This is a genomic window from Murimonas intestini (assembly GCF_024622195.1).
GTDB lineage: Bacteria > Bacillota > Clostridia > Lachnospirales > Lachnospiraceae > Murimonas > Murimonas intestini.
Genome location: NZ_JANKBI010000015.1, coordinates 111,496 through 136,493, shown reverse-complemented (window position 1 = coordinate 136,493; position 24,998 = coordinate 111,496). Strand labels below are relative to the sequence as shown.

Annotated in this window: 20 protein-coding genes; 4 read left to right on the top strand and 16 right to left on the bottom strand. The window is 47.9% G+C overall.

Features of this window, described 5'->3' with window-relative positions; translation table 11 throughout:
• The first annotated feature begins 167 nt into the window (after positions 1 to 167).
• Positions 168 to 2,018: a thioester domain-containing protein gene (locus NSB28_RS18835; RefSeq protein ID WP_257497861.1), complete on the top strand. Its 1,851-nt coding sequence runs from the start codon at positions 168 to 170 to the stop codon at positions 2,016 to 2,018.
• Positions 2,019 to 2,109: 91 nt separating this feature from the next.
• On the opposite strand, the gene NSB28_RS18830 is transcribed toward NSB28_RS18835, so the two are convergent.
• The gene (locus tag NSB28_RS18830; protein WP_109748144.1) at positions 2,110 to 2,700 is read right to left on the bottom strand and encodes a xanthine phosphoribosyltransferase; all 591 of its coding nucleotides are present in this window, start codon (positions 2,698 to 2,700) and stop codon (positions 2,110 to 2,112) included.
• A gap of 107 nt (positions 2,701 to 2,807) precedes the next feature.
• Positions 2,808 to 5,915, bottom strand: a complete 3,108-nt coding sequence (locus NSB28_RS18825; RefSeq protein ID WP_109748143.1) for a glycoside hydrolase family 2 TIM barrel-domain containing protein — start codon at positions 5,913 to 5,915, stop codon at positions 2,808 to 2,810.
• A gap of 163 nt (positions 5,916 to 6,078) precedes the next feature.
• Here NSB28_RS18825 and NSB28_RS18820 point away from each other — a divergent pair, with 163 nt between their 5' ends.
• A complete protein-coding gene (locus NSB28_RS18820) occupies positions 6,079 to 6,933 on the top strand; it encodes an AraC family transcriptional regulator (RefSeq protein ID WP_109748142.1) in 855 nt (284 codons plus the stop codon).
• Between the two features lie 48 nt (positions 6,934 to 6,981).
• Here the strand turns inward: NSB28_RS18820 and NSB28_RS18815 are convergent, their stop codons facing one another.
• The gene (locus NSB28_RS18815; RefSeq protein WP_109748141.1) at positions 6,982 to 8,454 is read right to left on the bottom strand and encodes an alpha-L-fucosidase; all 1,473 of its coding nucleotides are present in this window, start codon (positions 8,452 to 8,454) and stop codon (positions 6,982 to 6,984) included.
• Between the two features lie 270 nt (positions 8,455 to 8,724).
• Here NSB28_RS18815 and NSB28_RS18810 point away from each other — a divergent pair, with 270 nt between their 5' ends.
• Complete coding sequence (locus NSB28_RS18810) at positions 8,725 to 9,600, top strand: AraC family transcriptional regulator (protein WP_109748140.1); 876 nt, start codon at positions 8,725 to 8,727, stop codon at positions 9,598 to 9,600.
• 5 nt (positions 9,601 to 9,605) lie between these two features.
• Here the strand turns inward: NSB28_RS18810 and NSB28_RS18805 are convergent, their stop codons facing one another.
• The 5 genes from NSB28_RS18805 to NSB28_RS18785 form a co-directional block, all read right to left on the bottom strand.
• The gene (locus NSB28_RS18805; protein ID WP_109748139.1) at positions 9,606 to 10,616 is read right to left on the bottom strand and encodes a LacI family DNA-binding transcriptional regulator; all 1,011 of its coding nucleotides are present in this window, start codon (positions 10,614 to 10,616) and stop codon (positions 9,606 to 9,608) included.
• Between the two features lie 131 nt (positions 10,617 to 10,747).
• Entirely contained in the window at positions 10,748 to 12,040 is a 1,293-nt protein-coding gene (locus NSB28_RS18800; protein WP_109748138.1) for an alpha-L-fucosidase, read from the bottom strand.
• A gap of 13 nt (positions 12,041 to 12,053) precedes the next feature.
• Entirely contained in the window at positions 12,054 to 12,878 is an 825-nt protein-coding gene (locus NSB28_RS18795; protein WP_109748137.1) for a carbohydrate ABC transporter permease, read from the bottom strand.
• A gap of 3 nt (positions 12,879 to 12,881) precedes the next feature.
• Positions 12,882 to 13,763 carry a carbohydrate ABC transporter permease gene (locus NSB28_RS18790; protein WP_109748136.1) on the bottom strand — a complete coding sequence of 294 codons (882 nt, stop codon included), beginning with the start codon at positions 13,761 to 13,763 and terminating at the stop codon, positions 12,882 to 12,884.
• 87 nt (positions 13,764 to 13,850) lie between these two features.
• Entirely contained in the window at positions 13,851 to 15,161 is a 1,311-nt protein-coding gene (locus tag NSB28_RS18785; RefSeq protein ID WP_109748135.1) for an ABC transporter substrate-binding protein, read from the bottom strand.
• Between the two features lie 356 nt (positions 15,162 to 15,517).
• Between NSB28_RS18785 and NSB28_RS18780 the strand changes: the two genes are divergently transcribed.
• Entirely contained in the window at positions 15,518 to 16,528 is a 1,011-nt protein-coding gene (locus NSB28_RS18780) for a LacI family DNA-binding transcriptional regulator (protein ID WP_109748134.1), read from the top strand.
• Here NSB28_RS18780 and NSB28_RS18775 read toward each other — a convergent pair.
• Genes NSB28_RS18775 through NSB28_RS18740 form a run of 8 tightly spaced genes read right to left on the bottom strand, consistent with a single transcriptional unit; the run spans position 16,520 to position 24,933 of the window.
• Complete coding sequence (locus NSB28_RS18775) at positions 16,520 to 17,104, bottom strand: nucleotidyltransferase family protein (RefSeq protein WP_109748133.1); 585 nt, start codon at positions 17,102 to 17,104, stop codon at positions 16,520 to 16,522. The two genes, NSB28_RS18780 and NSB28_RS18775, sit on opposite strands and share 9 nt — an antisense overlap.
• The gene (locus NSB28_RS18770; RefSeq protein WP_109748132.1) at positions 17,101 to 19,386 is read right to left on the bottom strand and encodes a xanthine dehydrogenase family protein molybdopterin-binding subunit; all 2,286 of its coding nucleotides are present in this window, start codon (positions 19,384 to 19,386) and stop codon (positions 17,101 to 17,103) included. Before NSB28_RS18770 ends, NSB28_RS18775 begins: the two co-directional genes overlap by 4 nt.
• Positions 19,383 to 19,859 (bottom strand): (2Fe-2S)-binding protein, encoded by a 477-nt coding sequence (locus NSB28_RS18765; protein ID WP_109748131.1) that lies wholly within the window; start codon positions 19,857 to 19,859, stop codon positions 19,383 to 19,385. Before NSB28_RS18765 ends, NSB28_RS18770 begins: the two co-directional genes overlap by 4 nt.
• Before the next feature lies 1 nt (position 19,860).
• On the bottom strand, positions 19,861 to 20,658 hold the full coding sequence (locus NSB28_RS18760; RefSeq protein ID WP_109748130.1) for an FAD binding domain-containing protein: 798 nt from the start codon (positions 20,656 to 20,658) through the stop codon (positions 19,861 to 19,863).
• Positions 20,659 to 20,662: 4 nt separating this feature from the next.
• A complete protein-coding gene (locus NSB28_RS18755; protein WP_109748129.1) occupies positions 20,663 to 21,484 on the bottom strand; it encodes an ABC transporter ATP-binding protein in 822 nt (273 codons plus the stop codon).
• Positions 21,481 to 22,473, bottom strand: a complete 993-nt coding sequence (locus NSB28_RS18750) for a FecCD family ABC transporter permease (protein ID WP_257517599.1) — start codon at positions 22,471 to 22,473, stop codon at positions 21,481 to 21,483. The genes NSB28_RS18755 and NSB28_RS18750 overlap by 4 nt, the downstream gene beginning before the upstream one ends.
• Positions 22,474 to 22,494: 21 nt before the next feature.
• Entirely contained in the window at positions 22,495 to 23,526 is a 1,032-nt protein-coding gene (locus NSB28_RS18745) for an ABC transporter substrate-binding protein (protein ID WP_109748127.1), read from the bottom strand.
• A 6-nt stretch (positions 23,527 to 23,532) separates the two neighbouring features.
• Positions 23,533 to 24,933, bottom strand: a complete 1,401-nt coding sequence (locus NSB28_RS18740) for a uracil-xanthine permease family protein (RefSeq protein WP_109748126.1) — start codon at positions 24,931 to 24,933, stop codon at positions 23,533 to 23,535.
• Between the last annotated feature and the right edge of the window lie 65 nt (positions 24,934 to 24,998).

The window sequence follows — 24,998 nt, the reverse complement described above, 5'->3', positions numbered from 1 at the left end:
TCCCTTCCTCTGCTGTTTTCTGTACACTGCAGTCTTTCTCCTATTCTAACATATTTTTAATCATGGCATACCATATAAAGAAGAACAATCTGTAACTGTGAAGATGCTGAACAGTTACAGCTGTCCGTTACCGAACAGCTTCACAATATTTTCCAGGAGGAATAATAATGCCTGATATAACAGAAACGCCCGCGCAGGACAACATCATGTCTCAGATTCCTGTCATCACAGGAAATCAGGCCGGATATATATCATCCCGCCCATTTGACATTTACTCCGGCACAGATCTCACCGGCACAGCCACCGGAAATGTCAACCGTGAGAATTACTGCGACCTTGACTCTACCTCTGCTTCCAGATACCGCCTGAACAGGGATGATCATAATAATATTTTTCAGTTTACTATGAATTCATCTTTTTATAACGGCCCTACTTACTGTCTTGATAAATTCGCAGACGGGCCTTATGGGGATGTCCCCTACCAAAGCAGCTCTTTTGAGGCTCTTTTCCCAAATGACACTGCCCGCCAGAAGCTTATGCTGGCATGGGTCCTGGCAAACGCTTATCCATCAGTAAGCGCAGATGAAACCTTTGCTCTTGCCGGAGTTGATCCCTCAGCCACACCTGCCCTGGACAATAATGACGCTTATGCTGTTGTCCAGATCGCCATATGGGTTCTGCTGGGGCAGATATCACCCAACGAAGTTTATTTCCTTGACTGTTCTACAGGCGCGGTCCATCCCAAGTCCGACCGTCTCCGTGCAGCAGTTATGAATCTGCTGGAAAAAGCCGGAAGCTATGCCGATACAGCATCCCAGCCTCCAATCCCTGCAAATACTTCTTCAGGAAGCTCTTCAGAAGGAACGGCCTGCAGCGGCAATTTATCCTGCGGCAGCCGCAAACTTATTGAATGCTGCAACAAAGGCACTGTTCCATCAGATACGGCTGTGCCTTACCTTATCTTCCAGGGCTGTCCTGATCAGGTCCGCTGTGTCTGCGGCAGACTACTCATAGGTCCCTTTATGCTCCGCTCCAGCTTTACCGGAACACCTTCACTTTCTATCGAACCTGTATGTTCCTGTGAACAGAACTTTTCTGCATCCTTCATGGATTTCTGCGGCAATGCCATAAATACTCCGTCCATCGGACAGGAATTCTATATTGCCGTCCGCTCCGATAAAAACTGTATATGCTTTTATCTGAATGCTGCATACAAGGGCACTATATCGCGTGTGATCACCATGGGGGCCACCAGCACTGCATTAAACTACCAGCCTATAGGTTCTGCTGTCAAAGACCAGGAGGCTGTAGTCACTGCATCCATCTGTGTCTGTGTGACGAATCCTGAACTCTTCTGTGGCAGTAATGACTGCTCTAAGATCCCGGAAGGGTCCTCCTCCTGCAGCCCGCCTTCAGGCAGTGTCAACCAGAATACTAATATCAGCCAGAGCTTCAGCAACGCCCAGGGAATTCTTGTGATACCCGCCATAGGAGGCATGCCGCCGTCATATCCAGGCTGGTGCTGCCCGTCAGTCCAGCCTTCCTATCCGCCGGCGTCCCCTTACCCGCCTATGCCTCCCTATCCACCTATGCCTCCCTACCCACCAAAACCACCTTACCCACCAACACCGCCTTACCCGCCGATACCGCCCTATCCCCCAATACCGCCTTATCCTCCTTGTCCTCCTTGGGGATACTGCCCGCCTGAACCCTCATGCGGACATGACAATGATTGGCCGCCAAAACCGCCATGTAAACCGGAGCCATGCTGCACTCCTAAGCCTCCATGTGAGCCGGAACCTTGCTGCCCTTCGAAGCCTCCATGCAAACCGGAGCCTTGCTGCCCTCCTAAGCCTCCATGCAAACCGGAGCCTTGCTGCCCTTCGAAACCTCCATGCAAGCCGGAGCCTTGCTGCCCTGTTAAGCCTCCATGTGAGCCGGAACCTTGCTGCCCTGTTAAGCCTCCATGTGAGCCGGAACCGTGCTGCCCTGTGAAACCATCATTTAAGCTCTTTTAACCGTGAGAATATAATCAGTCTACTGATAATCTTAAAAGAGGAACCAGTTCAGGAGATATTCCCGACTGGTTCCTCTTATATGCTTCTTATTCTACTCGTTCCCCTGCTCCCTGAATACTATTGTGCCTTTTTCGGCATCCATGCTGTCTACAATAGCCAGAGATTCCAGCTGATAACCTAGATTCCTTATCATCCTGCCTCCTGACTGAAATCCCTTCTCTATCACTATACCGATCCCCTCTACAGCAGCTTCCGCTGACTGCACCAGCTGGATAAGCCCCTGAAGGGCGCACCCGTTTGCCAGAAAATCGTCAATGATCAATACATGGTCTTTTGCACTCAGAAATTTTTGGGCTACTATAACCTGATTTTTACATTTGTGTGTAAATGATTCCACCTCTGCCACATACATTTCGCCTTCCAGATTTATGCTCTTTGCCTTCTTGGCAAAGACGACAGGAACATGAAAATGCTGTGCCGCCACACATGCGATACCGATGCCTGATGCCTCTATAGTCAGTATCTTATTAATATTTTTTCCTGCAAAACGCCTCTTGAATTCTTTCCCAATCTCATCAAACAGAGCTATATCCATCTGATGATTCAGAAAGCTGTCCACCTTCAGGACATTCCCTTCTTTCACAATACCGTCTTTTAAAATACGTTCTTCTAAAAAATTCATCCTTACGTTCCCTTTCACTCCGGCAATATAATACTTTATTCGCAAGCGCACGACCTGCCGTATATTATCTTATTCTACCAATAACCGCCAAGAGTGGCAAGTGCTTTTTACTGCCGGGATTCAGGAATAAGTGTGACCTCAAACGTAAATTCTTCTTCATCCAGCCTGTATTTTTCCAGAAGCCTGGGGCCGCAGCTGTTTGATCCTATTCCGTTCTGGCGGTAATCCAGGCACAGGACTGTATATTCAGACGGAACCAGTTCATAATTATGTGCTTTTTCCGTGAGTTCCTCCTGTGTATACACCGATGCGTTAAATGAAAAAGATTTTTCTCCTGCTGCGCTGAAGGCTGCCTGATTTCCCTGTACGGTGACATAGCTGCAGTCATAGTGGCTGCCATTCTCCTGGGGACGGATATAATCCTCGTGCATATCCTTTACATCAGACGTAAATTCACTGTGCCAGCCCCCGCGCCGTTTATCAATATAGCTCTCAGCCGGGCCGATTCCATAGTAGGATACCTGGTCCATATCCTGCGGCAGGAACATGCGCAGTCCAAACCTTGGCAGTTCCGGCAATTCTGTATCACGCCTCACATCCAGCCTGACATCTACGGCTCCGCCGGGATATATAGTCCAATTGGCTTCCAGGTTTACTATCCTCTGTACGACCATCGCCGTGACAGCCGCCGTGCTGCTGATATGGACTGCCCCCTCCTCTATCCTGCATTCTGTCTTATATGCTCTGGAAAATGCTCTGTCATAACGGGCTGCCATCCAGGAGTGCTTAATGTTCCTGTCATTATCCGTAGGAGCCCTCCAGATATTATATTCCATAGGCCGCAGGATCAGGCTGCTGTTGGCAAAGCTCATTTTTTCAAAGACGCCTGTCAGTTTATTGTATACATAATTAAATTTTTCTCCTGACACATAAAGATACCTGTCATCTTCTTTTACAGACAGTTCCTTCCCGCTGCCTTCCTGATGCTTTTTCTCCATCAGGCTGATGGCTTTCTGGTTCTGCATAATATCATTCTCAAGTCTGAGCTCATCAAAGCCCAGCAGATATCCTGCAATGCGGAATCTGTCACTCTGCTTCAGCCTGTAATTTACCTTCAGATAACATTTTCCGGCCTCCGGCAGTCTGTAATCAAATGATATCCTTCCTTCTCCATGAGGAGCCACACAAGGCATTTCTTTGCTTTCTATGCTTCCTTCGCAGATCACTTCTCCGTCACAGTCAATTACATAATCTATAGTCAGATAATCCTTCAGATCCACAAAGTCCATAAAATTCCTGATGACAGCCTCTTTATTCTCCTGATCAAAGGATACGATCCTGGCAGGCCTGAAGACATTTTTAAATTCCAGCAGGCCTGTGTGGAGCCGCCTGTCAGGATAGACCAGACCGTCCATACAGAAATTTCCGTCATGAGGATATTCCCCATGGTCGCCGCCGTATGCGTATTTCTTCTTTCCCTCAATCGTCCTGCCCATATCAATAGCATGGTCACACCATTCCCAGACAAATCCTCCGCAGAACTTGTCATATTTCTGGATCAGTTCAAAATAATCTTCCAGGTCCCCAGGTCCATTCCCCATAGCATGGCTGTATTCACACATGACAAAAGGCTTGTCCCCCTGCTTTTCAAAATATTCATGGATTTCGGGAAGTTCTGGATACATTCTGCTGTAGAGGTCCAGATTGCTGAAATCATACTCTTTATCCGGATTCCTGTAACGGGCGCTCTCATAATGCGTCAGCCTGGAAACATCAAACTGTTTCGTCCAGGCAAGCGCAGCTTCAAATGTGCAGCCATAAGCACATTCATTTCCCATAGACCATATGAGCACGCTTGGCCTGTTTTTATCCCTGTGTACAAGACGCTTTGTCCTGTCCACTGCAGCTTCTGTAAACTCAGGGTTATCTGCTATGGGACCATTCCATCTGTGCGATTTTGCCTCCCAGGAATCATCTGCCATATAGATATCCGATGTCCCGTGGCTCTCATTATCTGCCTCATCTATCACGTAGAAGCCATGTCTGTCACAGAGCTGATAGAACTGCGGTGCATTTGGATAATGGCTGGTCCTGATGGCATTTACATTGTTCTGTTTCATTAAAAGCAGATCTTTTTCCATCTGGCTGGAACTGATAACAAATCCTGTGAAAGGGTCACTGTCGTGGCGGTTGACGCCATGGAATTTAACATTCACTCCATTGACATAAACTACCCCGTCCTTCACGGTAATGTCACGCAGCCCCAGACTGTCTTCTATGACTTCCCCCTCCGTTTCCAGCACCAGGCTGTAAAGATACGGTGTCTCAGCATTCCAGAGCTTTGGATCATCAAGTTTTACTTTTATGCTGTACGGATATTCATCCTCCTGTACTCCTGCCCTGATGCTGGTATCTGCTTTAAGCTCATCTGATTCGGCGGCCAGAGTCCCGTCATCCTCACAGATACTCAGCTTAACAGGAACCTCACTGCCCAGGAAACGGATATTTACACATATTTCCGCACCAGACATATCATCAGTGAATACAGTATTTACAAAGTAGTCAAAAATTCCTTTTTCAGGGCGTTTCAGCAGATATACATCTCTGAAGATACCGCTCATGCGGAATTTATCCTGGTCCTCCAGGTAGCTTCCGTCGCACCATTTCAGTACAAGGACAGCAAGTGTATTATTACCTTCCCTGATAAATTCACTTATATCAAATTCACTTGTTGAATGTGATACCTGGCTGTATCCTGTATACCGGCCATTTACCCACACATAAAAACAAGAATCTACCCCTTCAAAATTTAAAAAAGCCTTAGGCGCCTTTGGGTCCTTCTCATATGCGAAATGATGGATATAAAGCCCGCATGGATTATCAGCAGGCACATAGGGCGGATCCATGGGGAACGGATATCTTGTATTCGTATACTGATGCCTGTCATAACCAAAATTCTGCCAGCAGCCAGGAACAGGGATCTCATCAAACCCCTTTGTATCGTATCCCTCTCTGTAGAATTCTTCTGTCACATCATAAATGCTTTCAAAATACTTAAACATCCAATTTCCATTTAACAGCACAAACCTGTCTGAATCCATTCTGCACTCACATTTTATCCCCATCCTGCGGGAGGCCGGGATATAGTAGGCCCTGCTGGGCATGGTATTTTCATGGAGCAGGTGCAGATTTTCATAATTTCTGGGTATAATCATTCAATAGTCCTCCAAAGTAAAGTTATTTATCACATATATCCATTATAAAAAAAAACAGATATAAATCCATATCTAACATTAGACAATATATGCACAAAATGATACAATATGTATGTTCACCCGGCCCGCTGACCGCGGGAATCCATTTAAAAGGAGACAAGCCATGTACACAAATACAGGATATCTGAACCCTGAAGAAACTGAACTTGAAAATCTGTCGGTCCCGCTGCGGGTTAACAGCTGCGGCGTCTACAGGCTCATTTCCCGCCCTGATATGTTTACTCTCAGGCCTGCCGGGCGGCCTGATTACCAGCTTCTGTACATCGCATCCGGGAGTGCCTTGTTCTATTTTTCCGGCAGCCCGGTCAGGGTCTCTGCCGGAAGCATGGTGCTCTACCGCCCGCAGGCGCTTCAGCATTATATCTATTATCTGACAGATAACCCAGAAGTATACTGGGTCCACTTTACAGGATATGAAGCGTCTGCTTTAACAGAAGAATACGCAATTGATAAGGATGCTCCCATCCTGCACACAGGAGTCTCTTCACGCTGCCAGGAGCTGTTTCTGCAGATGATACGTGAACTGCAGATCCAGAGGCCATATTTCGAAGAGCTTCTCCCTCTCCTTTTACGTCAGCTCTTTCTGCTGGTGAAGCGTCAGCTAAAGGAAAGCCCGGGCCAGAGAGGCCGGATGCAGAAGGAAATGGAGCACGCTATCCAGTACTTCCATGAAAACTTTGCCCGCAGCATCCAGATCGAAGACTATGCCAGAGACCAGCATATGAGTACATGCTGGTTCATACGCAGCTTCAGGCAGTATACAGGAGTTCCGCCCCTGCAGTACCTCACCTCCCTGCGCATCACCAGGGCAAAAGAGCTCCTGGAAAGTACAGATTATGATATAGGAGAGATAGGGTTGATAGCAGGCTATGAAAATCCACTTTATTTCAGCAGGATATTTAAAAAACACACGGGTATCTCCCCCGCAGAATATAGAAAAACGCTGAAGCCGGAATGAACCTGGTTACTATTCCTGCTTCAGCGTTTGCATTTCTGCACTATTGCATTATTTCAATTTAAATTTGAAAACCACAGGGTATTCACTCTCCACGCCTGCCACCTTCAGTTTTAATGCTTCTTCATCTCTTGTCCATTCTGGTTTTGCATCAAAGCCCAGAACTTCTATATCCTCTATGATTCCATGGAAACAGGAAGAATGCTCTGCGTCTCCTATTGCCAGGGACCTGAACTTATAGCTCCCCTCTTTATCCGTTTTCAGTACTGTTCCATAGAGATATTCTCCATTGACAGTATACCTGATATCTTCAGATGTGAACTCTTTCTTAATTCCGTCTGAGAAGCCGCCTTCTACTACCTTTGTAGGCCCTTCTCCAAATGTCCTCCACACTTTAGAGTTATAGATTGCCTCCCCGTTTACCCGCAGCCATTCACCTATATTCAGCAGGATCTGTGTATCCTCTTTTGTGATGGTCCCGTCTGCTTTTGGTCCCACGTTCAGGAGCAGGCAGCCATTTTTACTCACGATATCCACCAGGTCGCACACCAGGTCCTGTGCAGGGCGGAACTGGTTATTCTCCGTATATGACCATGAATTCAGAGCTATTGCAGTATCAGTCTGCCAGAAATACGGCTTTACATCTGCGAACTGCCCTCTTTCTATATCCAGGACAGCGCTCTGGAATGCAAATGCGTCATACTTGTAGTTGATTGCCACCTGGATGCCCCATTCGGCAGCCCTGTTATAATAATAAGCAGCCATCTTTCTGAGATATGGCTTGGCAGCATCATGCTGTATCCACCAGTCGAACCACAGCACCCTGGGCTTATAATTATCGATCAGTTCACAAGTACGCACAAGCCAGTCCTCCATGAACTCCTCTGTAGGATATGGTTTTGAGAACAGATCTTTGAAATCATCATTCTCCATCCTGACAGACGGCCAGTACAGATCCCCTCTCTCAAGCGGCTCCTTCACGTCGCTGTCAAAGTCCTTCCCATGCCCCATAAAAAACCAGTGTTCTATCCTGTGGGAAGATGCTCCCCTCACAATTCCCCGTTTATCAAACTCTTCACAGAGTTCTCCCAGCACATCCCTCTTCGGCCCCATCTCATATGCATTAAAATGTGAGAGACTGCTTTTGTACATCTGGAATCCGTCATGGTGCTCAGCTACCGGGACTACATATTTCGCGCCTGCCTTCAAAAAAAGGTCCGCCCACGCTGCCGGATCAAAATTCTCAGCTTCAAACATTGGTATAAAATCCTTGTATCCGAATTCCTTATGCGCTCCGTATGTCCTGATATGATGCTCATACTCAGGAGAGCCCTGGATATACATATTTCTCGGATACCACTCGCTTCCAAACGCAGGCACAGAATACACGCCCCAGTGGATAAAAATACCAAACTTCGCATTCCGGTACCATTTCGGAACCTCATACTCCTGCAGTGATTCCCATGTATCCTTATATGGACCAGCTGCGATCACCTCTTCAATTTTCTTTAAATATTCCCTCATTTTAGCCTCCTGTATTCTAGGGTTTATATACCACTCATTTTCTTGCAGTCTGTGCAGTAAATGCACAGACATGCTGAATAGTTACGAGTTTTTTATATTCTTATTATATAAAATGAGTACATTTTTTCCAGAGCATCACTTGACATTTTAAGCTGTTTTTTGTCGCATTACCGCATGTTTTTATTGTGCTGAGAGTAAAAAGCTGGTACAATTTACAGATACACTCCATAATAATTATCCTTTAAGAATAAAAACAGTCAGGAGGAAACCATGCCTTTCTACACCAACCTGGAAATATCTTTTACCATGGGCAATGTCCGCTTTCATGCCGGCAATTTCAGCTTCAGCTCCTTTGACCAGTCCATGCCCAGCCACAGCCACGGGCCCGGAAGCTATGAGATCCACTATGTCCCAAGCGGAAACGGCACATTAAAACTGAAGGACAGAGACTGTCATATCGTCCCCAACACCCTCTATATAACAGGCCCTCATGTAGAGCATGCACAGCTTCCGGGCAAAACGAATCCTATGTGTGAATACTGCATTTATCTGCGCACAGAGTCCCTCCCACGTTACTCAAAAGGATCTAAAGATACGGTGGAGGTATTATCCTGCTTTTTAGATACTGTTTTCTGGTTTGGAGAAGACAGGCAGAATATCCATCAGCTTTTTCAGGATATCTTCACAGAACTGCATACGCAGGGCACCGGCTTCATGCTGGAGACAGAAGCTCTGCTCAGGCAACTGGTCATCCGGCTTGTGAGAAATTATAAAGATAAAAAAGAGTCCGGATCCCTGCCGGATACCCGAACCTCTGTCTTTAATCCTTCTCTCATTCTGGAAGAATCATTCCTTTATGAATACAGCACTCTCACCCTGGATTCTCTGGCCTCCCGGCTGGGCCTTAGCACACGCCAGACAGAACGCCTGCTGCAGAAACAATACGGACAGACCTTCCTCCAGAAACGTACTCACGCAAAAATGGCCGCTGCCGCATCCCTGCTGCCCGACCTGTCCCTGACGATCACAGATATCTCCGAGCTGCTGGGATATTCTTCTGTAGAGCATTTTTCAACAGCATTCCGGCGCCACTATGGCATCAGCGCCCGGGAATACAGAAAACGGCTGGATAGCACGCGTACCTGATCTATTTACAGTTCTCTCACCGAGTTTCTGATATGGAAAGTGGTGGGCAGCTTCAGACATTTGGGGAAATCTCCATAATCCCCCTCTATCCTGCGCATGAGAAGCTTTACACTCTCATCCGCCACCTCCTGGGCCGGCTGACGCACTGAAGTCAGTTTTGGCCTGGATATGCTGGAATACTCAAGATCATCAAACACAACGATTGAAAGCTCCTCTGGAACTTTAATTTTTAAATTATGTATAGCCGTCATTGCGCCCATAGTCATATTATAATTCGTAACAAATACAGCGGTCGGATGTTCTTCCAGTTCCCAGAGCCTTGTCATGCACTTGTATCCTGAGTCAAATGAAAAATCACCTTCCACAATAAACTCAGGGGCCACCTTCAGGCAATAATCTTCAAACACCCTGTAATAGCCGTTCAGTCTTTCATTGGCTGTTCTCAGGCCCGGATTTTCTCTCCATGTGCCTGAGATCACAGCTATCTTCTTATGATTCTGCTGTACCAGGTATTCTACAGCCTGATATGCACCTGTAGCTGCATTCGTGCCCACACTGTCACACTCTGTTTCCGGCACCCGGTCCAGGGCTACGATCGGTATCTTATTATTAATGGCAGCGTCCATATAGCCGGCATCGCCTGCCAGAGATAAGATAAGGATGCCGTCCACCTGTCTGGATACCATGAATTCAACACACTTCTTTGCCTTTTCATTACTGTCTCTGTGGCAGCACACCATGATGGAATAGCCCTTTTCCTTTAAGACCTGCTCCATGCGCGCTGTAATTCTGCCAAAATACTGGCTCTCCAGGCTGTCAAGCACCACGCCTATCATATAAGTCCTGGAACTGCGCAGCCCCCTGGCTGCTTTATTGGGATTATATCCCAGCTTCCTGACCGCCTCTTCAATGACTTTTTTATTCTTCTGCCTCACAGGGCCGCCGTTCATATATTTAGAGATCGTAGATATAGCCAGGTTTGTCTCTTTTGCAACATCCTTAATGGTAATCGCCATGATTTCCTCCCCGGAAAAAACAGATATAACCGCCGGTGCAAAAACACTGGCGGCATATCCTCAGTCTGCTGCTATTATAACATACCCTTTACACGACAGCAATATCTGCTGCCATACCTGCGTCCCTTCAATTATCCCCGGAGAGGTTCAAATACCGGTGACACCTCTTCAAGCTCAAGGCACACGCAATAATTCTTCTCTTCTCTCAGATCTTTCGGAAGTTCTACATTTATCATAGTATCACCTTCACATGTGGGAGATACGTCAAATTCCAGTTCCCTGCCGTCCCTCAGCACATATGCTTTTGTAACATTGTTTCCGCAATTGAGGATTTCCAGGCGTTTCCTGGGTTTAAAGACATGGATAAACAGCTTATGGTCTTTACCTGTAAATTCTGCCCAGTCCAGTTCATAAGGATAGACATCTATCCTCCTTGTTCCGAAAACGCCGTCAGCGTTCTGGTTCACATACCTGCCGACTGTATTCAGGATCTCGATGCTCTCCTTCGGCACTTCTCCGCTTGCTTTTGGTCCGATATTCAGCAGATAATTTCCGCCCCGGCTGCTGATCTTGACAAGGAGCCTGATTATATCATCAGGATTCTTCCACTCGTTGTCATCCTTATTGTAGCCCCAGGTGTCATTTAATGTGGCTGGCACTTCCCAGTCCCCTTCAAATGGAAGGCGCGGAATGAAGTTGTCACCTGTAGTCATATAATCTCCCAGCTGGTTCCCCACGCGCCCGCTCACAATACAGTCAGGCTGCATGGACTTTACAGTCTCAACGCATTCCCTGCTCTGTTCTATAGTCATACCCATGGGCGTGTCAAACCATATCAGGCAGATATCCCCATACTCGCTGAGTATTTCCTTCAGCTGAGGTTTAACCTTGTGATCCAGGTAATACTGGAAATCCTTTTTGTCATTATCATCCTTTAACTGGTCCTCACCGCCATTGGCATGTGATACATAGCCGTTGGGGTCATGCCAGTCCTGAGACTGTGAATAATATAATCCCAGCTTCATATCATACTTTCTGCACGCATCCGCCAGCTCACGCAGGATATCCCTGCCGCATGGTGTGGCATCCACCACATTGTAGGGGCTCACCTTAGAATGATACATTGCAAACCCCTCATGATGCTTGGAAGTAAATACAATATACTTCATGCCCCAGTCTTCCTTTGCCCTGCGGACAAGTTCGTCAGCATTGAATTCTGTGGGATCAAATTCCTTTGCCAGCTTTTCATACTCTTCTGCAGGGATACCCAGCGAATTCATGATCCACTCTGAGATATGGTCAGTCTTCTTTCCCTTATACTCTCCCGCGAGTATTGAGTACAGCCCCCAATGTATGAAAAGTCCGTATTTGGCATCCTTAAACCACTGCTGTTTTGTGTCCGGTACTCTGTCGATCTTTGTCATTTTTGTCCTCCCTTTAACCTTTAATTGCCCCTGTCAGCATACCTTCCTGAACCTTCTCATGGAAGAGTATATAAATAATGATCATAGGCACTACAGCTACTATAATACATGCAAATATAGGCCCGAGGGATACCTTGTATCCTCCGGTAAATGTCAGCATGGCTCTGGCCACAGTATATTTATTCTGGTCTGACATCAGGATCATACCGAAGATAAGTTCTCCGTATCCTGCGATAAAAGCCAGAATAGCTTCCGTAGAAATAATAGGCATACATACCGGCATCAAAACCCTGAATAATATCTGCCGGTCTCTGCAGCCGTCTATCACTGCCGCCTCATCAAGTTCTCTGCTGACTCCGTTTAAATAGCCCGTAAACAGGAAAATAGCCTGTGAGAGCGCAAACGCTGTGTATACAAGAATCAGGAACCAGCTCTGGTTCTTCCCATGCACCTGAGTAGCCATGGAAGATATGGGGATGATCGTACAGTGGATCGGTACCATAACGCCGATCAGGAACATGGTGTATACGATCCCTCGTCCCTTAAAGACTTTTCTGGATAAGATATAAGCCGCCAGCATACCGATAACAATTGTAAGAAGTGTTGATGTGATAGCAAAAAACATGGAATTCCCCACCGCCTGCAGGATATGGGCGGCCTCAAATGCCTGGGTATAGTTGGACCACATAAATTCTTCGGGCCATGTAAACATGCCCAGCGTTATTCCCTTATTATCCTTCACTGAATTGAAAAATGTAATAAACAGCGGGAATATCGTCATGACAGTCCAGAAGATGGCAAACAAATAGATAAATGCCTTTCCGATTTTTCTTTTCATACGTCATTCCTCCTCCCGTCTTAACAGCCTGTTGACCAGGATACTCAATGTGACACCCAGGATCAGCAGAAGCACGCCGATCGCGCTGGACTTTCCGAAGAACTTATAAGTGAATGCCTCATTATAAAGTAATGAAGCTGGAACCTCCGAAGTATGATTGGGACCTCCCTTTGTCATAGCCCATACCAGGTCGAATGCCTTCAGACAGCCTGTGACACAGAGGATAGAGAATATCTTAAAGGATTCCTTGGAAAGCGGTATGGAAATGTACCGCAGCCTCTTAAAGCCCGTACATCCGTCAATCTCTGCCGCCTCATAGATATCTCCGGGGATGGAGACAAGACCTGCGGCAAATATAAGCATATTATATCCGGCGTACATCCATTCATTGACAAGTACCACACTCCAAATGTTCAGTCCCGGAGTAGACAGCCAGTCTTTTGCAAGTCCATCCAGATGAAGGGCACGGAGAAGTTCATTTAAAGCTCCGTAGGATGGATTCAATATGTAGACCCACATAAGCGCCACTGCTGTAGTTGACAGCATGACAGGCATAAAAAATGCCGTTTTCATGAACTTTGTACCGCGCAGCTTTGATGTGATGATAAGCGCCAGTCCAAACGAGAGAGGCATCAGAACACAGAAGCCTCCGACCATAAAGAAGAATGAATTTAAAAGAGATTTCCAGAACGCATTATTCTGAAGTACCTGCTTATAATTTGTAAGTCCTACAAAATTTACAGGAGAACCATAAATCCCCTTCCAGCTGTTGAATGAAAGATATATGGTATTGATTACAGGATACAGGATAAACATTACGAAAAGGATAACCGCGGGTGCAAGATACAGTATTATCGTTGTCTTAGAAGACCGTCTTTTCTTCAAGCGTTACACCTCCCTATACTTAAGGGTTCCCTTTCCCAGGGAACCCCTTTGCCGCTTTTTTGAACATTAACCCACTGTCATCTGTTTCTACTGGCCGCCGTACTCCTGTATACGCTGCATTATTTCCTCAGCACACTGTTCCGGGCTATTTCCCATTGCCAGCCCCTGCAGCGCTGAACGTACTGTATCCAGCATATGAGATTCAGGATCATAGTTCTGGATATCTGTTCTCATATCTACAACTTCTGACTGGATCTTGTTAACTTCATCCAGAAGCGGATTAACCGGAGATTTGTCTGTTTTTTCAAATTTTACAGGTACGATAGTCTGAGCTACTTCATCAAGTCCCTGATAATATTCAGGAGATGTGATAAACTTCAGGAATTCGATGGATGCATCGATCTGCTCCTGAGATTTGTTCAGCTTGGATACAAAGAACATATCAGAAGATCCGCCCTGAGCATAGTTCTTGCAGGATTCATCGCCATAAGGGAATGCTGCAACGCCTACGTGATCGTAGAAGTCTGTTCCGAAAAGTTCGTTTGCGATAAACCATGTTCCATCGTAATGCATAGCTACGTTGCCTTCTTTAAAGATCGTATTCTCTGTGGTGGAGTCTGTATCCAGTATGTTGTCTCCAAAATATCCTTTTTCCACCATTTCTGCCATTGTCTTATAAGTTGAGATCATCTCATCGCTGTCATAAGCGAGTTCTCTGCTTGCCAGCTTGTCAACTGCGTCAACGCCGAGTGTTTTAATAACCAGATTGTTATTGAAATGTCCAAAACGGTAGTTATCTTTTTCGCCTACCTGGAACGGAAGGATATCCATTGATTTAAATGTTTCGCAGGCAGCAAGCATCTCATCAACTGTCTTTGGCACCTCAATTCCTGCTTTTTCAAAAAGATCCTTGTTATAATACATTACTACCATGTATGTCTTAAACGGAACAGCGTAGATACCTTCATATCCTTCATATATGGTCTGGTTCCAAAGTGAATCATAGAATGTGTTGTACCATTCTCCGTCATTTTCATCCAGATAAGGCTTTAAGTCCACAAGAGCATCTGCTTCCAGATAGTCCAGGCAGCGGCTTCCGCCATATTCCTGGAATACATCCGGAGTATCGCCGTTTGCAAATGAAGTCCTCAGCTTGTCCAGATAATCAGATTCCGTAGAGATATTATCCATGACAACTGTGATGCCGTTATCCATAGCGTTAAATTCTTCTACCTTCTGACGGAAATAATTCTCATCCGGATTGTCATTCGAGTAACGTGAAGAAACTGTAATCGTGATATCATCCCCGCCGGATGCTTCTGTCTGCATAGCTGCTGCAGGCCATACACCAACTGCCATCGACATTGCCATAACTACTGCTAAAACTTTTCTCTTCATTTTGTTTCTCCTTTCGTTTACTGCATTTTTATCATGTACTGAAAAACTTTCTCCGTAAACTCAGCGCTAAGTAAAACGTTTCTTGTTTTTATAACTAGATAATAGTACCATATTGTTTTTTTGTCAATACATTATGTAAATTTTGTATATTTTATCCAATTTTATCGTGCTGTTTTAGGTGATTTTTAATTGTTAACCTTTTTAAATTAAACTAAACGTTTCGTTTTTTCATATAGTATGTTCAGTTACGGGCAGTACTTGACTAACATATAGGCAACTAGTATAATTTAAAATAGTGTAACTGTTCAGTACCTTCACAGTTACCCTTTATTTATAAGAACCTGGGAGGGAAAACTATGGGATCTACAATAAAAGATATCGCCAGGGATACGAATCTGTCCCTGGCGACAATATCAAAATATCTGAACGGTAAGAAAATACTACCTGAAAACCAGAAATTAATAGAAGAAAGCATAGAACGTCTGGGATATATCCCCAACAAACAGGCACAAATGCTCAGAAGCCACAGAACCAACACCATCTGTATCCTGCTGCCTGTGATCAGTGATTATTTCTGGGGGTCTATCTGCAGCTATGTGGAAGAGTATATGCAGAGGCATAATTATTCAACTATCATCAGCACATATGATCCTTCCAGCCAGGACCAGTCTGAAGTTTACCGTCACCTTGTAAGCGCCCAGGTAGAAGGCGTCATAATCGTTTCTCTGGACCTGCAGCGTTCCAACCTGTTCACTCTGCTGAAGTCCAATAATATCCCGTATATCTATCTGGACCAGGTCATGACCGAGCCTGCGGGTGATTCCGTGACCTCTGACAACTGCTACAGCGCCTACTGCACAACGAAGTATCTCCTGGAAAGGGGACACCGCCGTGTAGGTGTCATCGGCGGCGATATTGACAGTTATACTACAAGCGAACGTATCCGCGGCTTTCGCAGCGCATGCAGGGAATTTTCCATCCCGGAGCAGGATCAGATAGTCATGTGCGGAGACTTTACTGCCGAAACTTCTGGAAAATTATTCAAAAAACTCATGTCTCAGCAAAATCCTCCCACAGCTGTATTTCTGCTTGGTTATTTTATGACGGTCTCTGCCATACAGCAGCTGGACAACTTGTCTATTCGCATCCCCGAAGACCTGTCGCTTATAAGCTTTGATGATGATGAGATTTTTTCTGCATTTGACCCTCCTATCTCTGTGGTGGTCCAGGACCTGGCACAGATGGGAACCGAGGCCTCCCGGCTGCTTCTGAAGCGGATACAGGGGGATTACTCTGATTTTCCCAGAACCAAGATCATTAAGACACATTTTATAGAACGGAGCTCTGTGCGTGACCTGTCAAAGTAAACCTGACATAGTGTCAATATCCAGCAGCTCTTTTTCCCCGCCTGCTTCATACAGGCGGACTCTCTCTAAATATTTTCTGATAATCTGCTTTCCTCCCCTGTCTCCTGCAAGATCCAGGAGCTCAGGGGCATAATCTGCCAGGAACCAGGCTGGATTTCCCAGGTGTCCGCCGCTGGCCATACAGCCCAGTTCGCATCCTTCCCTCTCCATTGTTTCCAGAAAGCCTTCCGCTGTAGTTTCTTTCATAAAAGGCTGGTCCGCCACAAAAAAGGCCCATGCGTCAGAATCCCCCGAAGCCCTGACTCCCGCCTTAACCGACATGGAAATCCCTCTGATGCTGTCAGGAGACATAATGACACGGACCGGCCTTCCCTCCATCGACGACATGATCTCACTGTATATCTCCTCATACTGAGTGACTGCCAGCACTTCCCAGCCTTCATGTCTTTCGCATATACTTGCCAGGCGCTCCAGCAGATGGCGGTACATGGCCCTGCCCTCTATAGGATATAATAATTTGTTTAAACCGAAGCGGCGGCTGTTTCCAGCCGCCAGGTATATCAGTGTCACTTTCATTTTCTTTCCTTTTCAAGCAGCCCCATGGCTATCTTTTCACTGGTGATGGGCAGTTCCTTAAACCAGATCCCCGTGGCATTTGCAATAGCATGAGCCAGCGCCGGAGAGGGGGTATTGATGACGATCTCACCTATAGATTTCGCCCCGAACGGTCCTGTAGGCTCATAGCTGCTCTCGAATTCCACCCGGAGTTTTCCCATATCAAGACGGGTCGGTACTTTGTACTGCATAAATGAGTTATTGAGAAGCTGTCCTTTTTCCGTATACTGTATATTTTCGTACAGAGCCATTCCTATCCCCTGCACAAGCCCGCCTTCCACCTGCACTCTGGCAAGGTTGGGATTTACCACAGTACCGCAGTCCACCACGGCTGCATAATCCAGGATCTCCACATGTCCCGTCTCTTTGTCCAGCTCTATTTCCACCATTCCCGCCATAAACGGAGGCGGGGATACGGGCGAGCTGTTGCTCTCCACAGCCTGAAGCGCAGTGCTGCTACCGCACATAGAACTGAACGCCACCTGCTCCAGAGTCACCTCCCTGCCGTCGCCAAGATGCTTCACCCTGCCGCCGCCAAACTCCAGCTCCTCTGTACTGCACTCCAGCATGCGTGCGCCCTCTTCTAATATCCTCTGCTGCAGTTTCCGGCACGCTTTCTCAACAGCGCGCCCTGTAATATACGTGGTGCTGGAGGCATAGGAGCCTGAATCATAAGGGGAAGTATCTGTGTCCGCCCCGGTAACAGTAATCTCATCCACAGAGCATTCCATGCATTCCGCGGCCATCTGGGCCAGGATAGTGTCGCAGCCTGTCCCCATATCTGCAGCAGCGATAGACAGCGTATAGCTTCCGTCCTCGTTCAGCTTAATGGCTGCTGAACCCACGTCCACCCCTGAGATCCCTGACCCCTGCATTCCCATGGCCACTCCCACGCTGCGCACCTTGTTATTGCCCATATCTCTGCACGGATACTTTTCCTTCCACCCGATCATATCCGCAGCCTTAGCCAGGCAGCGGTTCAGGGCACAGCTGTTTGACTGTTCTCCATAGTATGCCGGCATGATCTGACCTTCACGCACCATATTCAGATCCCTGAGGGCCACAGGATCCATATGCAGCTTCCCCGCCAGCTCATTAACTGCCGATTCCACGGCAAAGATTCCCTGTGTCGCTCCATAACCCCTGTATGCTCCCGCAGACATCACATTCGTGTAGACTACTTCATAAGAAAACCTGTGTGCATCTAAAGATCCATAGAGAGGTATGGATTTATGTCCCGAGAGCCCTACTGTTGTAGGTCCATGCTCTCCATATGCCCCTGTGTTGGACAGGGTATGGACATCTATCGCCCGAATTCTCCCGTTTTTCATAGCTCCCACCCTCACAGATACCTGCATCTCATGGCGGGGGGTAGAGGCCGTCTGCGATTCTTCCCTGGTAAATATCATTTTAGACGGCTTTCCCGTCATCCATGTCACAAAAGCCGGAAAAATTTCTGCCACCACAGTCTGCTTAGCGCCAAACCCTCCTCCGATCCTCGGCTTAAATACACGTATCTTTGATTTCGGTATATCAAGGGCGTTAGAAAGGATCCTTCTGACATGAAATACGATCTGGGTGGAGCTCAGTACATTCAGCCTGCCATATGTATCCATATAGCAGACCGTCCTGAAGGTCTCCATCATTGCCTGCTGGTTTGCCCTCGTATGGTATGTGCCTTCCACCACAACATCGCATTCCTTTAATACCTCATCTACATCGCCCTCATGGGATTCCCCGCAGGCACAGAGGTTGCGCTTATTGTCAGCGCCCACCGGACAGAGAGCTCTCCAGTTTTCCTCCGGGTGCACAAGTACCTCATTATCCTTGGCGCTCCTGAAATCCAGAACCGCTGGCAATACCTCATATTCCACTTTTAAGATACGCAGCGCCCTGTCCACGCACGCCTCATTCCCGCCTGCCACGATCGCCACCGGATCCCCCACATAGCGCACATGCCTGTCAAGGATGAGCCTGTCATATGGGCTGGGTTCAGGATATGTCTGCCCTGCCATCGTAAACCTTTTGTCCGGCACATCCTCCCATGTGTAGATGGCCTCGATCCCCGACACCTTTTTTGCCGCATCAGTCCTGACTGACCGGACCCACGCGTTTGCATGAGGGCTTCTGAGCACTTTCACTACAAGGCAGTCCCCAGTCTGCAGGTCTTCTGTAAAGACTGGTTTCCCTGTAACAAGAGACATAGCGTCTTTCTTCTGTACTGGCTGTCCTACTATTCTCATATGGCGCCTCCTGTCCTTTTTGATCTTCTGTATTCCAGAAATTCCCTGATCCCCCGCAGCTGTCCCTCATACCCTGAACAGCGGCACAGATTTCCCGCCAGATATTCTTTGATCTCTTCATCTGAAGGGTCCGGATTCTCCCTGAACAGAGCTATGGCATTCATGATCATCCCCGGATTGCAGAAACCGCACTGCTCTGCCCCCTGATCTGCTATAAAAGAGCCAAATTCCTCCGCCTCCTCCTGCAGCCCTTCCAGAGTTTCCACCCGGCGGCCGGATGCCCTGGCTGCAAGAACTGAACATGAAAGTACCGGCATATCGTCCATAAATACTGTACAAAGGCCGCAGTTGGAAGTTTCGCAGCCTCTCTTTACGCTGAAGCAGCCATGCCCCCGCACAAAGTCTATCAGCAGCATATCAGGGCTTATTTCTTCCTCTATTTTTTTCCCATTTAACATCACTGTAATCTTCATCTTATGATATCCCCCTCTCTTCCAGCAGACGGCAAAGTCCTCTCCTGATCAGCACCTTTGCCAGAACACTCCTGTATGAGGCGCCAGCCCGCATATTGCTGCCTGTAGTGACCTGTGCCGCAAGTCCTTCGGCTGCCGCATCCAGACTTCCGTCCAGACCACCCTCCAGGCTGTCCTCCTCCAGCCGTATACAGACAGCGCGGCCCGGACGCGCTCCCACCACAGCGCGCACTCCCCTGCCATCTTCTGACACTGCACAAGTAAGTACAGGAAAATCTGTCCTGGTATTCCTGTGAGACATATATACACAGTGCACAGGTGTCTTTTTCACGATCAGCCTCACCAGGATATCCCTGTCTTTTTTGGCTGCAGCAAATTCCTCCAGCGGAATTATGCCTCCGTGATACAGCTCCACATATGTATCCAGGGCCAGAAAGCAGGTCAGCACGTCTGAAAAACCGAATCTGCCAAATATACTGCCTCCCACTGTCGCCAGATTTCTGAACTGTACGCCGACGATACTTTCCACACTCTGCCTGATGGCTCCCTGCGTTAATTTTTCCAGCCCTTCATGCTTCTCCAGCTGGCGCAGAGTTGTCATACATCCAATAGAAAAAGCCTCTTCTGTCTCCTCTATCTTATCCAGGCCCAGCCCCGACAGGTCGATGGCAGTCTGAATCGTCCGTGAGCCCATCTTCAGCCAGAGCATGCCTCCCAGGATACAGCTCTTTTTCTTCTGATTCAGCTGGTAGGCCTCCTCAAGGCTCTCTGCTTTTACATATTCTTTTATCTTAAGCATATTTTTACGTCCTCCTCCATATCATTGTTCTTCCCTCAGATGTATCAGCAAATACAGCTCTTCTCCCGTAGAGCCGTTCCAGCTGCAAAAGATACATGTCTTCAAAATCCTCATCTTCCCTGGACAGCATGGTTTCCATCCTGCCGTCCTTCAGTATCAGAAACTGGTCACAGTAGGTATATGCCAGCACAGGATCATGGATGCTTACTATAGCCCCCGTGCGGCTCTCCCTGAGACATTTTGTGAGATCCTCAAAAAACTGATGCTGCCGTCCAAAGTCAAGTCCTGCCGCCGGCTCATCCAGCAGCATCCAGGCTGCCTTCTGTACCCGCGCCCGGGCCAGATAAGCCATCTTTCTCTCGCCTCCGCTGATCTGGTCCATATACCTTTGTTCCAGAAAGGAGATCCCAAGCGCTTCCAGCACTTCTCCTGCCTCATTGTAGTCACGTTTCCCCGGGTTCTGCAGCCACCCCAGATATGGACTGCGCCCCATCACAACAAAATCCAGCACGGTGCAGTGTGCCCATGAATGAAGTTCCTGAGGCACATATGCCATATAACGCGCGCGCTCCCGCCCGGAGAGGCCTGAAAGCCTGACACGCACAGCCTCACCGCCCTCTTTTTGCATTTCCACAGACACCTCCCCCTCATGACGGCAGCCCAGGTTCAGCATAGCCTTTATGAGGGTCGTTTTTCCTGAGCCATTTCTTCCAAGAAGACCCACAAGCCCCAGGCGGCATTCGAAGGAGATGTCATTTAATATCTTTTTTCTGCCGATCCACACATTCAGCTTTTCTGCAGACAGCTTTACTGTCCCCCCGCTCATGTGTCCGCCTCCCCTCTCTTCCTGCGCCGGATCAGAACAGCCAGCAGGAATACTGCACCTGCTGCAGATGTAATGATGCTGACCGGGATCTCCGCTGCTGTCAGAGATCTTGCCAGTGTATCAGCCCAGATCATGAAGACGGCGCCTGCGCATCCGCATATCCCAAAATTCTTCATAAGATTATCACCTGTAAAAAACCGTACCATATGGGGCACGATCAGCCCTGTCCAGGCCACCACGCCCGTCACAGACACGCTGGATGCCACCAGGACTGTAGCTGCCAGTATACAGATGAACTTCACCCTGCCCGCCGGGATCCCCAGGCTCCTTGCCTCTTCCTCGCCAAGGGACATCACCTGGAGCTTCCACCTCATGAGCCAGAGTACAAGAAACGCCGCAATCACCACTGGCAGCACCATCCTCACTTCAGTCCATCTGACAGTGTGGAAGCTTCCCATCATCCAGTAATCAATAGACGGCAGCTGCCTTGACGGGTCCGCAAAGTATTTAAATCCCATGATTATGGCATCTGCGACTGCTTTTACCACAATACCTGCCAAAATCATATTGACCGTCCGCTGGCCCCCGATAAGACCCGAGAGTGCGATCGTCAAAAAAACTGCCAGCAATCCGAAAGCCAGCGCAGAAGCCTGTACCGCAAGTGCACTCCCGCCCATCAGAATAGCTCCGACGGCGCCTGCACAGGCTCCTCCGCTCACCCCCAGCACATCTGGGGAAACCAGCGGGTTCTGCAGCAGTTCCTGGTACACAAGTCCTGAAACCGCCAGCCCCGCCCCTGTCATTCCCACAAAAAAGGCTCTGGACAGGCGGATCTTCAGGAAGACATCCTCTTTAACAGCTTCCTGCATAGTACCTGTGCATATCTCCCATATTTCCTTTAAAGTAAGCGGAAAACGGCCTATGCAGCTTGTTATGAGCACGCTCAATACAAGAATCCCCGCCATGACCCAGAACCCTCTGTGTTTCATCATGTTCCTCCAAATTTACATTTACAGCCCCAACTGCTCTTCTGTCACTGTTATATCAAAATATGTTTTGTAAAAATCCTGTGCTTCCCTGATAAATTCATCCTTTGAGTAAACATCAGGATGGAGCTGGTATGTCAGCCACAAAACTCCCAGCACTGACGAAGGTGTGGGGTAATCCCAGGCTTCGATCTCAGACGGGAAGGTAAAGACTTTTCCGTCCTTTATAGCCTGCACTTCAGCCAGAGCCGTGTCTTTCTCAATGTCTTCAAGTGAATATTCGGCATAATTGACAGCAAAGATATATTCCGGATTCCAGGCGAGCACCTGTTCAGGTGATACCTCTTTCCAATATCCATCCTGAAGCTCCGCTGATACATTCCTGCCTCCGGCCGCCTCTATCATGTCATTCTGATACATCTTAGATGTACATGTTCTCAGATATCCCGAACCGGATGCCAGATATACTGACGGCCTCTCAAGGCCTTCTGTCAGTTTCCCGGCCTCTTCCATCTTGTCGTGATAATATGCCAGCAGCTGGTTCCCTCTCTCCTTATTGCCCGTCACTTCTGCCAGCAGAGCCACACAAGCCTCAAAATCCTCCTGTGTCTCAGGATCTACAATAAGGACGGGAATATCCAGCTCTTCAAACACTGCAGCGCTCTCCTGCAGCCTGGACGGCAGTATGACAAGATCCGGGTCAAGGGCCGCTGTCTCTTCCACGTTGATCCCCTTGCCTGACCCCACAGCCGGAAGGTCCAGCAGCTGAGGAGCCGCCAGCTTATAAAGCTCTCTTGTATCAGCCTTCATCTCTATTCCCTTCAGATCATCCTCACAGCCAAGGGCTATCAGAATAGCTGTAGAAATATAGTATGAGGAAACAAGGCGGCCGGCCGGAGCCTGAAGCGTCACTTCTCTTCCTGCCTGGTCTGTTACAGTTATGCCATTTTCTGGTGCTTCCGGCATTTTTACTGCGGCAGCTGCCTGCCCTGACATCATTGTTGTCAGGAGCACAGCTGCAATAAATAAACTGATTGCTTTTTTTAAATTCTTCATTCTCTCTTATGCCTCTTCTTTGTCTTTAGGCAGCACAATGTTCAGGACAATAGCAACGAGCGCTGCCGGAACAATGCCGGAGCCGCCGAATATCAGCTGGATGCTGTCAGGAAGCTGTGCCAGGACGCCCCCGTTAGATCCGATACCATATCCCAGGCCAAGGGCAACAGATACGATAGTTATGCTCCTTGCTGTCATAGGTTTCTTAGTTATCAGCTGGATACCGCTGACCACGATAGAGGAGAACATCATGACAGCCGCCCCGCCAAGAACACTCTGGGGCATGATGGATATCAATGCTGCCAGCTTCGGAAACAGTCCGCATAAGATAAGGAACACAGCCCCTGTAGCCAGTGCAAAACGGTTCACGATCTTTGTCATGGTTACAAGACCTACATTCTGGCTGAAGGAAGTATTAGGAAGTACGCCAAACACAGCTGCAAAGCTGGACCCGATACCGTCACAGACAACGCCGCCCGAGAGCTCCTTGTCTGTAGCTTCGCGTCCCATTCCACCTTCCATTACGCCTGATATGTCTCCCACAGTTTCTACAGCTGTCACGATGAACATGATCAGGACAGGAAGGACCGCCCTCAGATCAAAGACAGGCTTCACAGGAAGGATCTGCGGCAGCGAGAACCAGCTGGCCTGTGATACCTTGTCCCAGTTAAGGACCCATGCCTTTGTGTATTCAGCTCCCTGTGCATCCACTCCTGTTGTAGGCAGTATCAGCCCCATGACAGCCGCTGCCACATAGCCCACTATAATGCCGATCAGGATGGAGGATGCACTTGTCATCCCCTTAGTTCCGTGCTTCAGTATAACGATGACCAGCAGTACAATCCCGCCCAGTATAAGGTTTTCCACAGATCCGAAATCCTTCGCCGTATTTCCTCCGCCAAAGGAATTGACACCTACCGCGATCAGGGAAAGACCGATTGAAAGCACTACTGTTCCTGTAACGACTGCAGGGAAAAACTTTCTGAGAGGCTTGAGCAGGAATCCCAGAACCCCTTCAAAGATACCGCCGATCATAGAAGCGCACATAATGGCGCCATATGCCAGCACGCCTCCGCCCATAACCTGGGCCACGCTGTTGAACACACCGATAAAACCTGAGCTGGTTCCCATAATGATAGGCACCTTACCGCCGACAGGTCCTATGGCAAACAGCTGTACTAATGTGACAACACCTGCTATCCACATTGCATTCTGCAGAAGGGCTACCTGCATATCTGCAAATTCACTGCCCACGCCCATTCCGCAGGCCCCCGTAATAATAAGCAGCGGTGTCAGGTTGCCCACAAACATGGCAAGCACATGCTGCAGCCCCAGCGGGATAGCTTTTTTCAGGGGCAGCTTCCCATAAAAATCATACTCTGCTCCTTTGTTCTCTTGTTGATTCACTTTTCTCTCTCCTTTACGTTTTTTACGTAAAGAGTATACCTTATCTTAATGTTTTTGTACAGAAG

Bases quoted from the DNA above. Each gene is read 5' to 3' on its own strand.
- NSB28_RS18785 (WP_109748135.1), bottom strand. From the start codon at position 15,161: ATGAAGAGAAAAGTTTTAGCAGTAGTTATGGCAATGTCGATGGCAGTT.
- NSB28_RS18755 (WP_109748129.1), bottom strand. From the start codon at position 21,484: ATGAGCGGGGGGACAGTAAAGCTGTCTGCAGAAAAGCTGAATGTGTGG.
- NSB28_RS18750 (WP_257517599.1), bottom strand. From the start codon at position 22,473: ATGAAACACAGAGGGTTCTGGGTCATGGCGGGGATTCTTGTATTGAGC.
- NSB28_RS18770 (WP_109748132.1), bottom strand. From the start codon at position 19,386: ATGAGAATAGTAGGACAGCCAGTACAGAAGAAAGACGCTATGTCTCTT.
- NSB28_RS18745 (WP_109748127.1), bottom strand. From the start codon at position 23,526: ATGAAGAATTTAAAAAAAGCAATCAGTTTATTTATTGCAGCTGTGCTC.
- NSB28_RS18810 (WP_109748140.1), top strand. From the start codon at position 8,725: ATGCCTTTCTACACCAACCTGGAAATATCTTTTACCATGGGCAATGTC.
- NSB28_RS18795 (WP_109748137.1), bottom strand. From the start codon at position 12,878: ATGAAAAGAAAAATCGGAAAGGCATTTATCTATTTGTTTGCCATCTTC.
- NSB28_RS18765 (WP_109748131.1), bottom strand. From the start codon at position 19,859: ATGAAGATTACAGTGATGTTAAATGGGAAAAAAATAGAGGAAGAAATA.
- NSB28_RS18800 (WP_109748138.1), bottom strand. From the start codon at position 12,040: ATGACAAAGATCGACAGAGTACCGGACACAAAACAGCAGTGGTTTAAG.
- NSB28_RS18820 (WP_109748142.1), top strand. From the start codon at position 6,079: ATGTACACAAATACAGGATATCTGAACCCTGAAGAAACTGAACTTGAA.
- NSB28_RS18760 (WP_109748130.1), bottom strand. From the start codon at position 20,658: ATGCTTAAGATAAAAGAATATGTAAAAGCAGAGAGCCTTGAGGAGGCC.
- NSB28_RS18825 (WP_109748143.1), bottom strand. From the start codon at position 5,915: ATGATTATACCCAGAAATTATGAAAATCTGCACCTGCTCCATGAAAAT.
- NSB28_RS18830 (WP_109748144.1), bottom strand. From the start codon at position 2,700: ATGAATTTTTTAGAAGAACGTATTTTAAAAGACGGTATTGTGAAAGAA.
- NSB28_RS18815 (WP_109748141.1), bottom strand. From the start codon at position 8,454: ATGAGGGAATATTTAAAGAAAATTGAAGAGGTGATCGCAGCTGGTCCA.
- NSB28_RS18775 (WP_109748133.1), bottom strand. From the start codon at position 17,104: ATGAAAGTGACACTGATATACCTGGCGGCTGGAAACAGCCGCCGCTTC.
- NSB28_RS18805 (WP_109748139.1), bottom strand. From the start codon at position 10,616: ATGGCGATTACCATTAAGGATGTTGCAAAAGAGACAAACCTGGCTATA.
- NSB28_RS18780 (WP_109748134.1), top strand. From the start codon at position 15,518: ATGGGATCTACAATAAAAGATATCGCCAGGGATACGAATCTGTCCCTG.
- NSB28_RS18835 (WP_257497861.1), top strand. From the start codon at position 168: ATGCCTGATATAACAGAAACGCCCGCGCAGGACAACATCATGTCTCAG.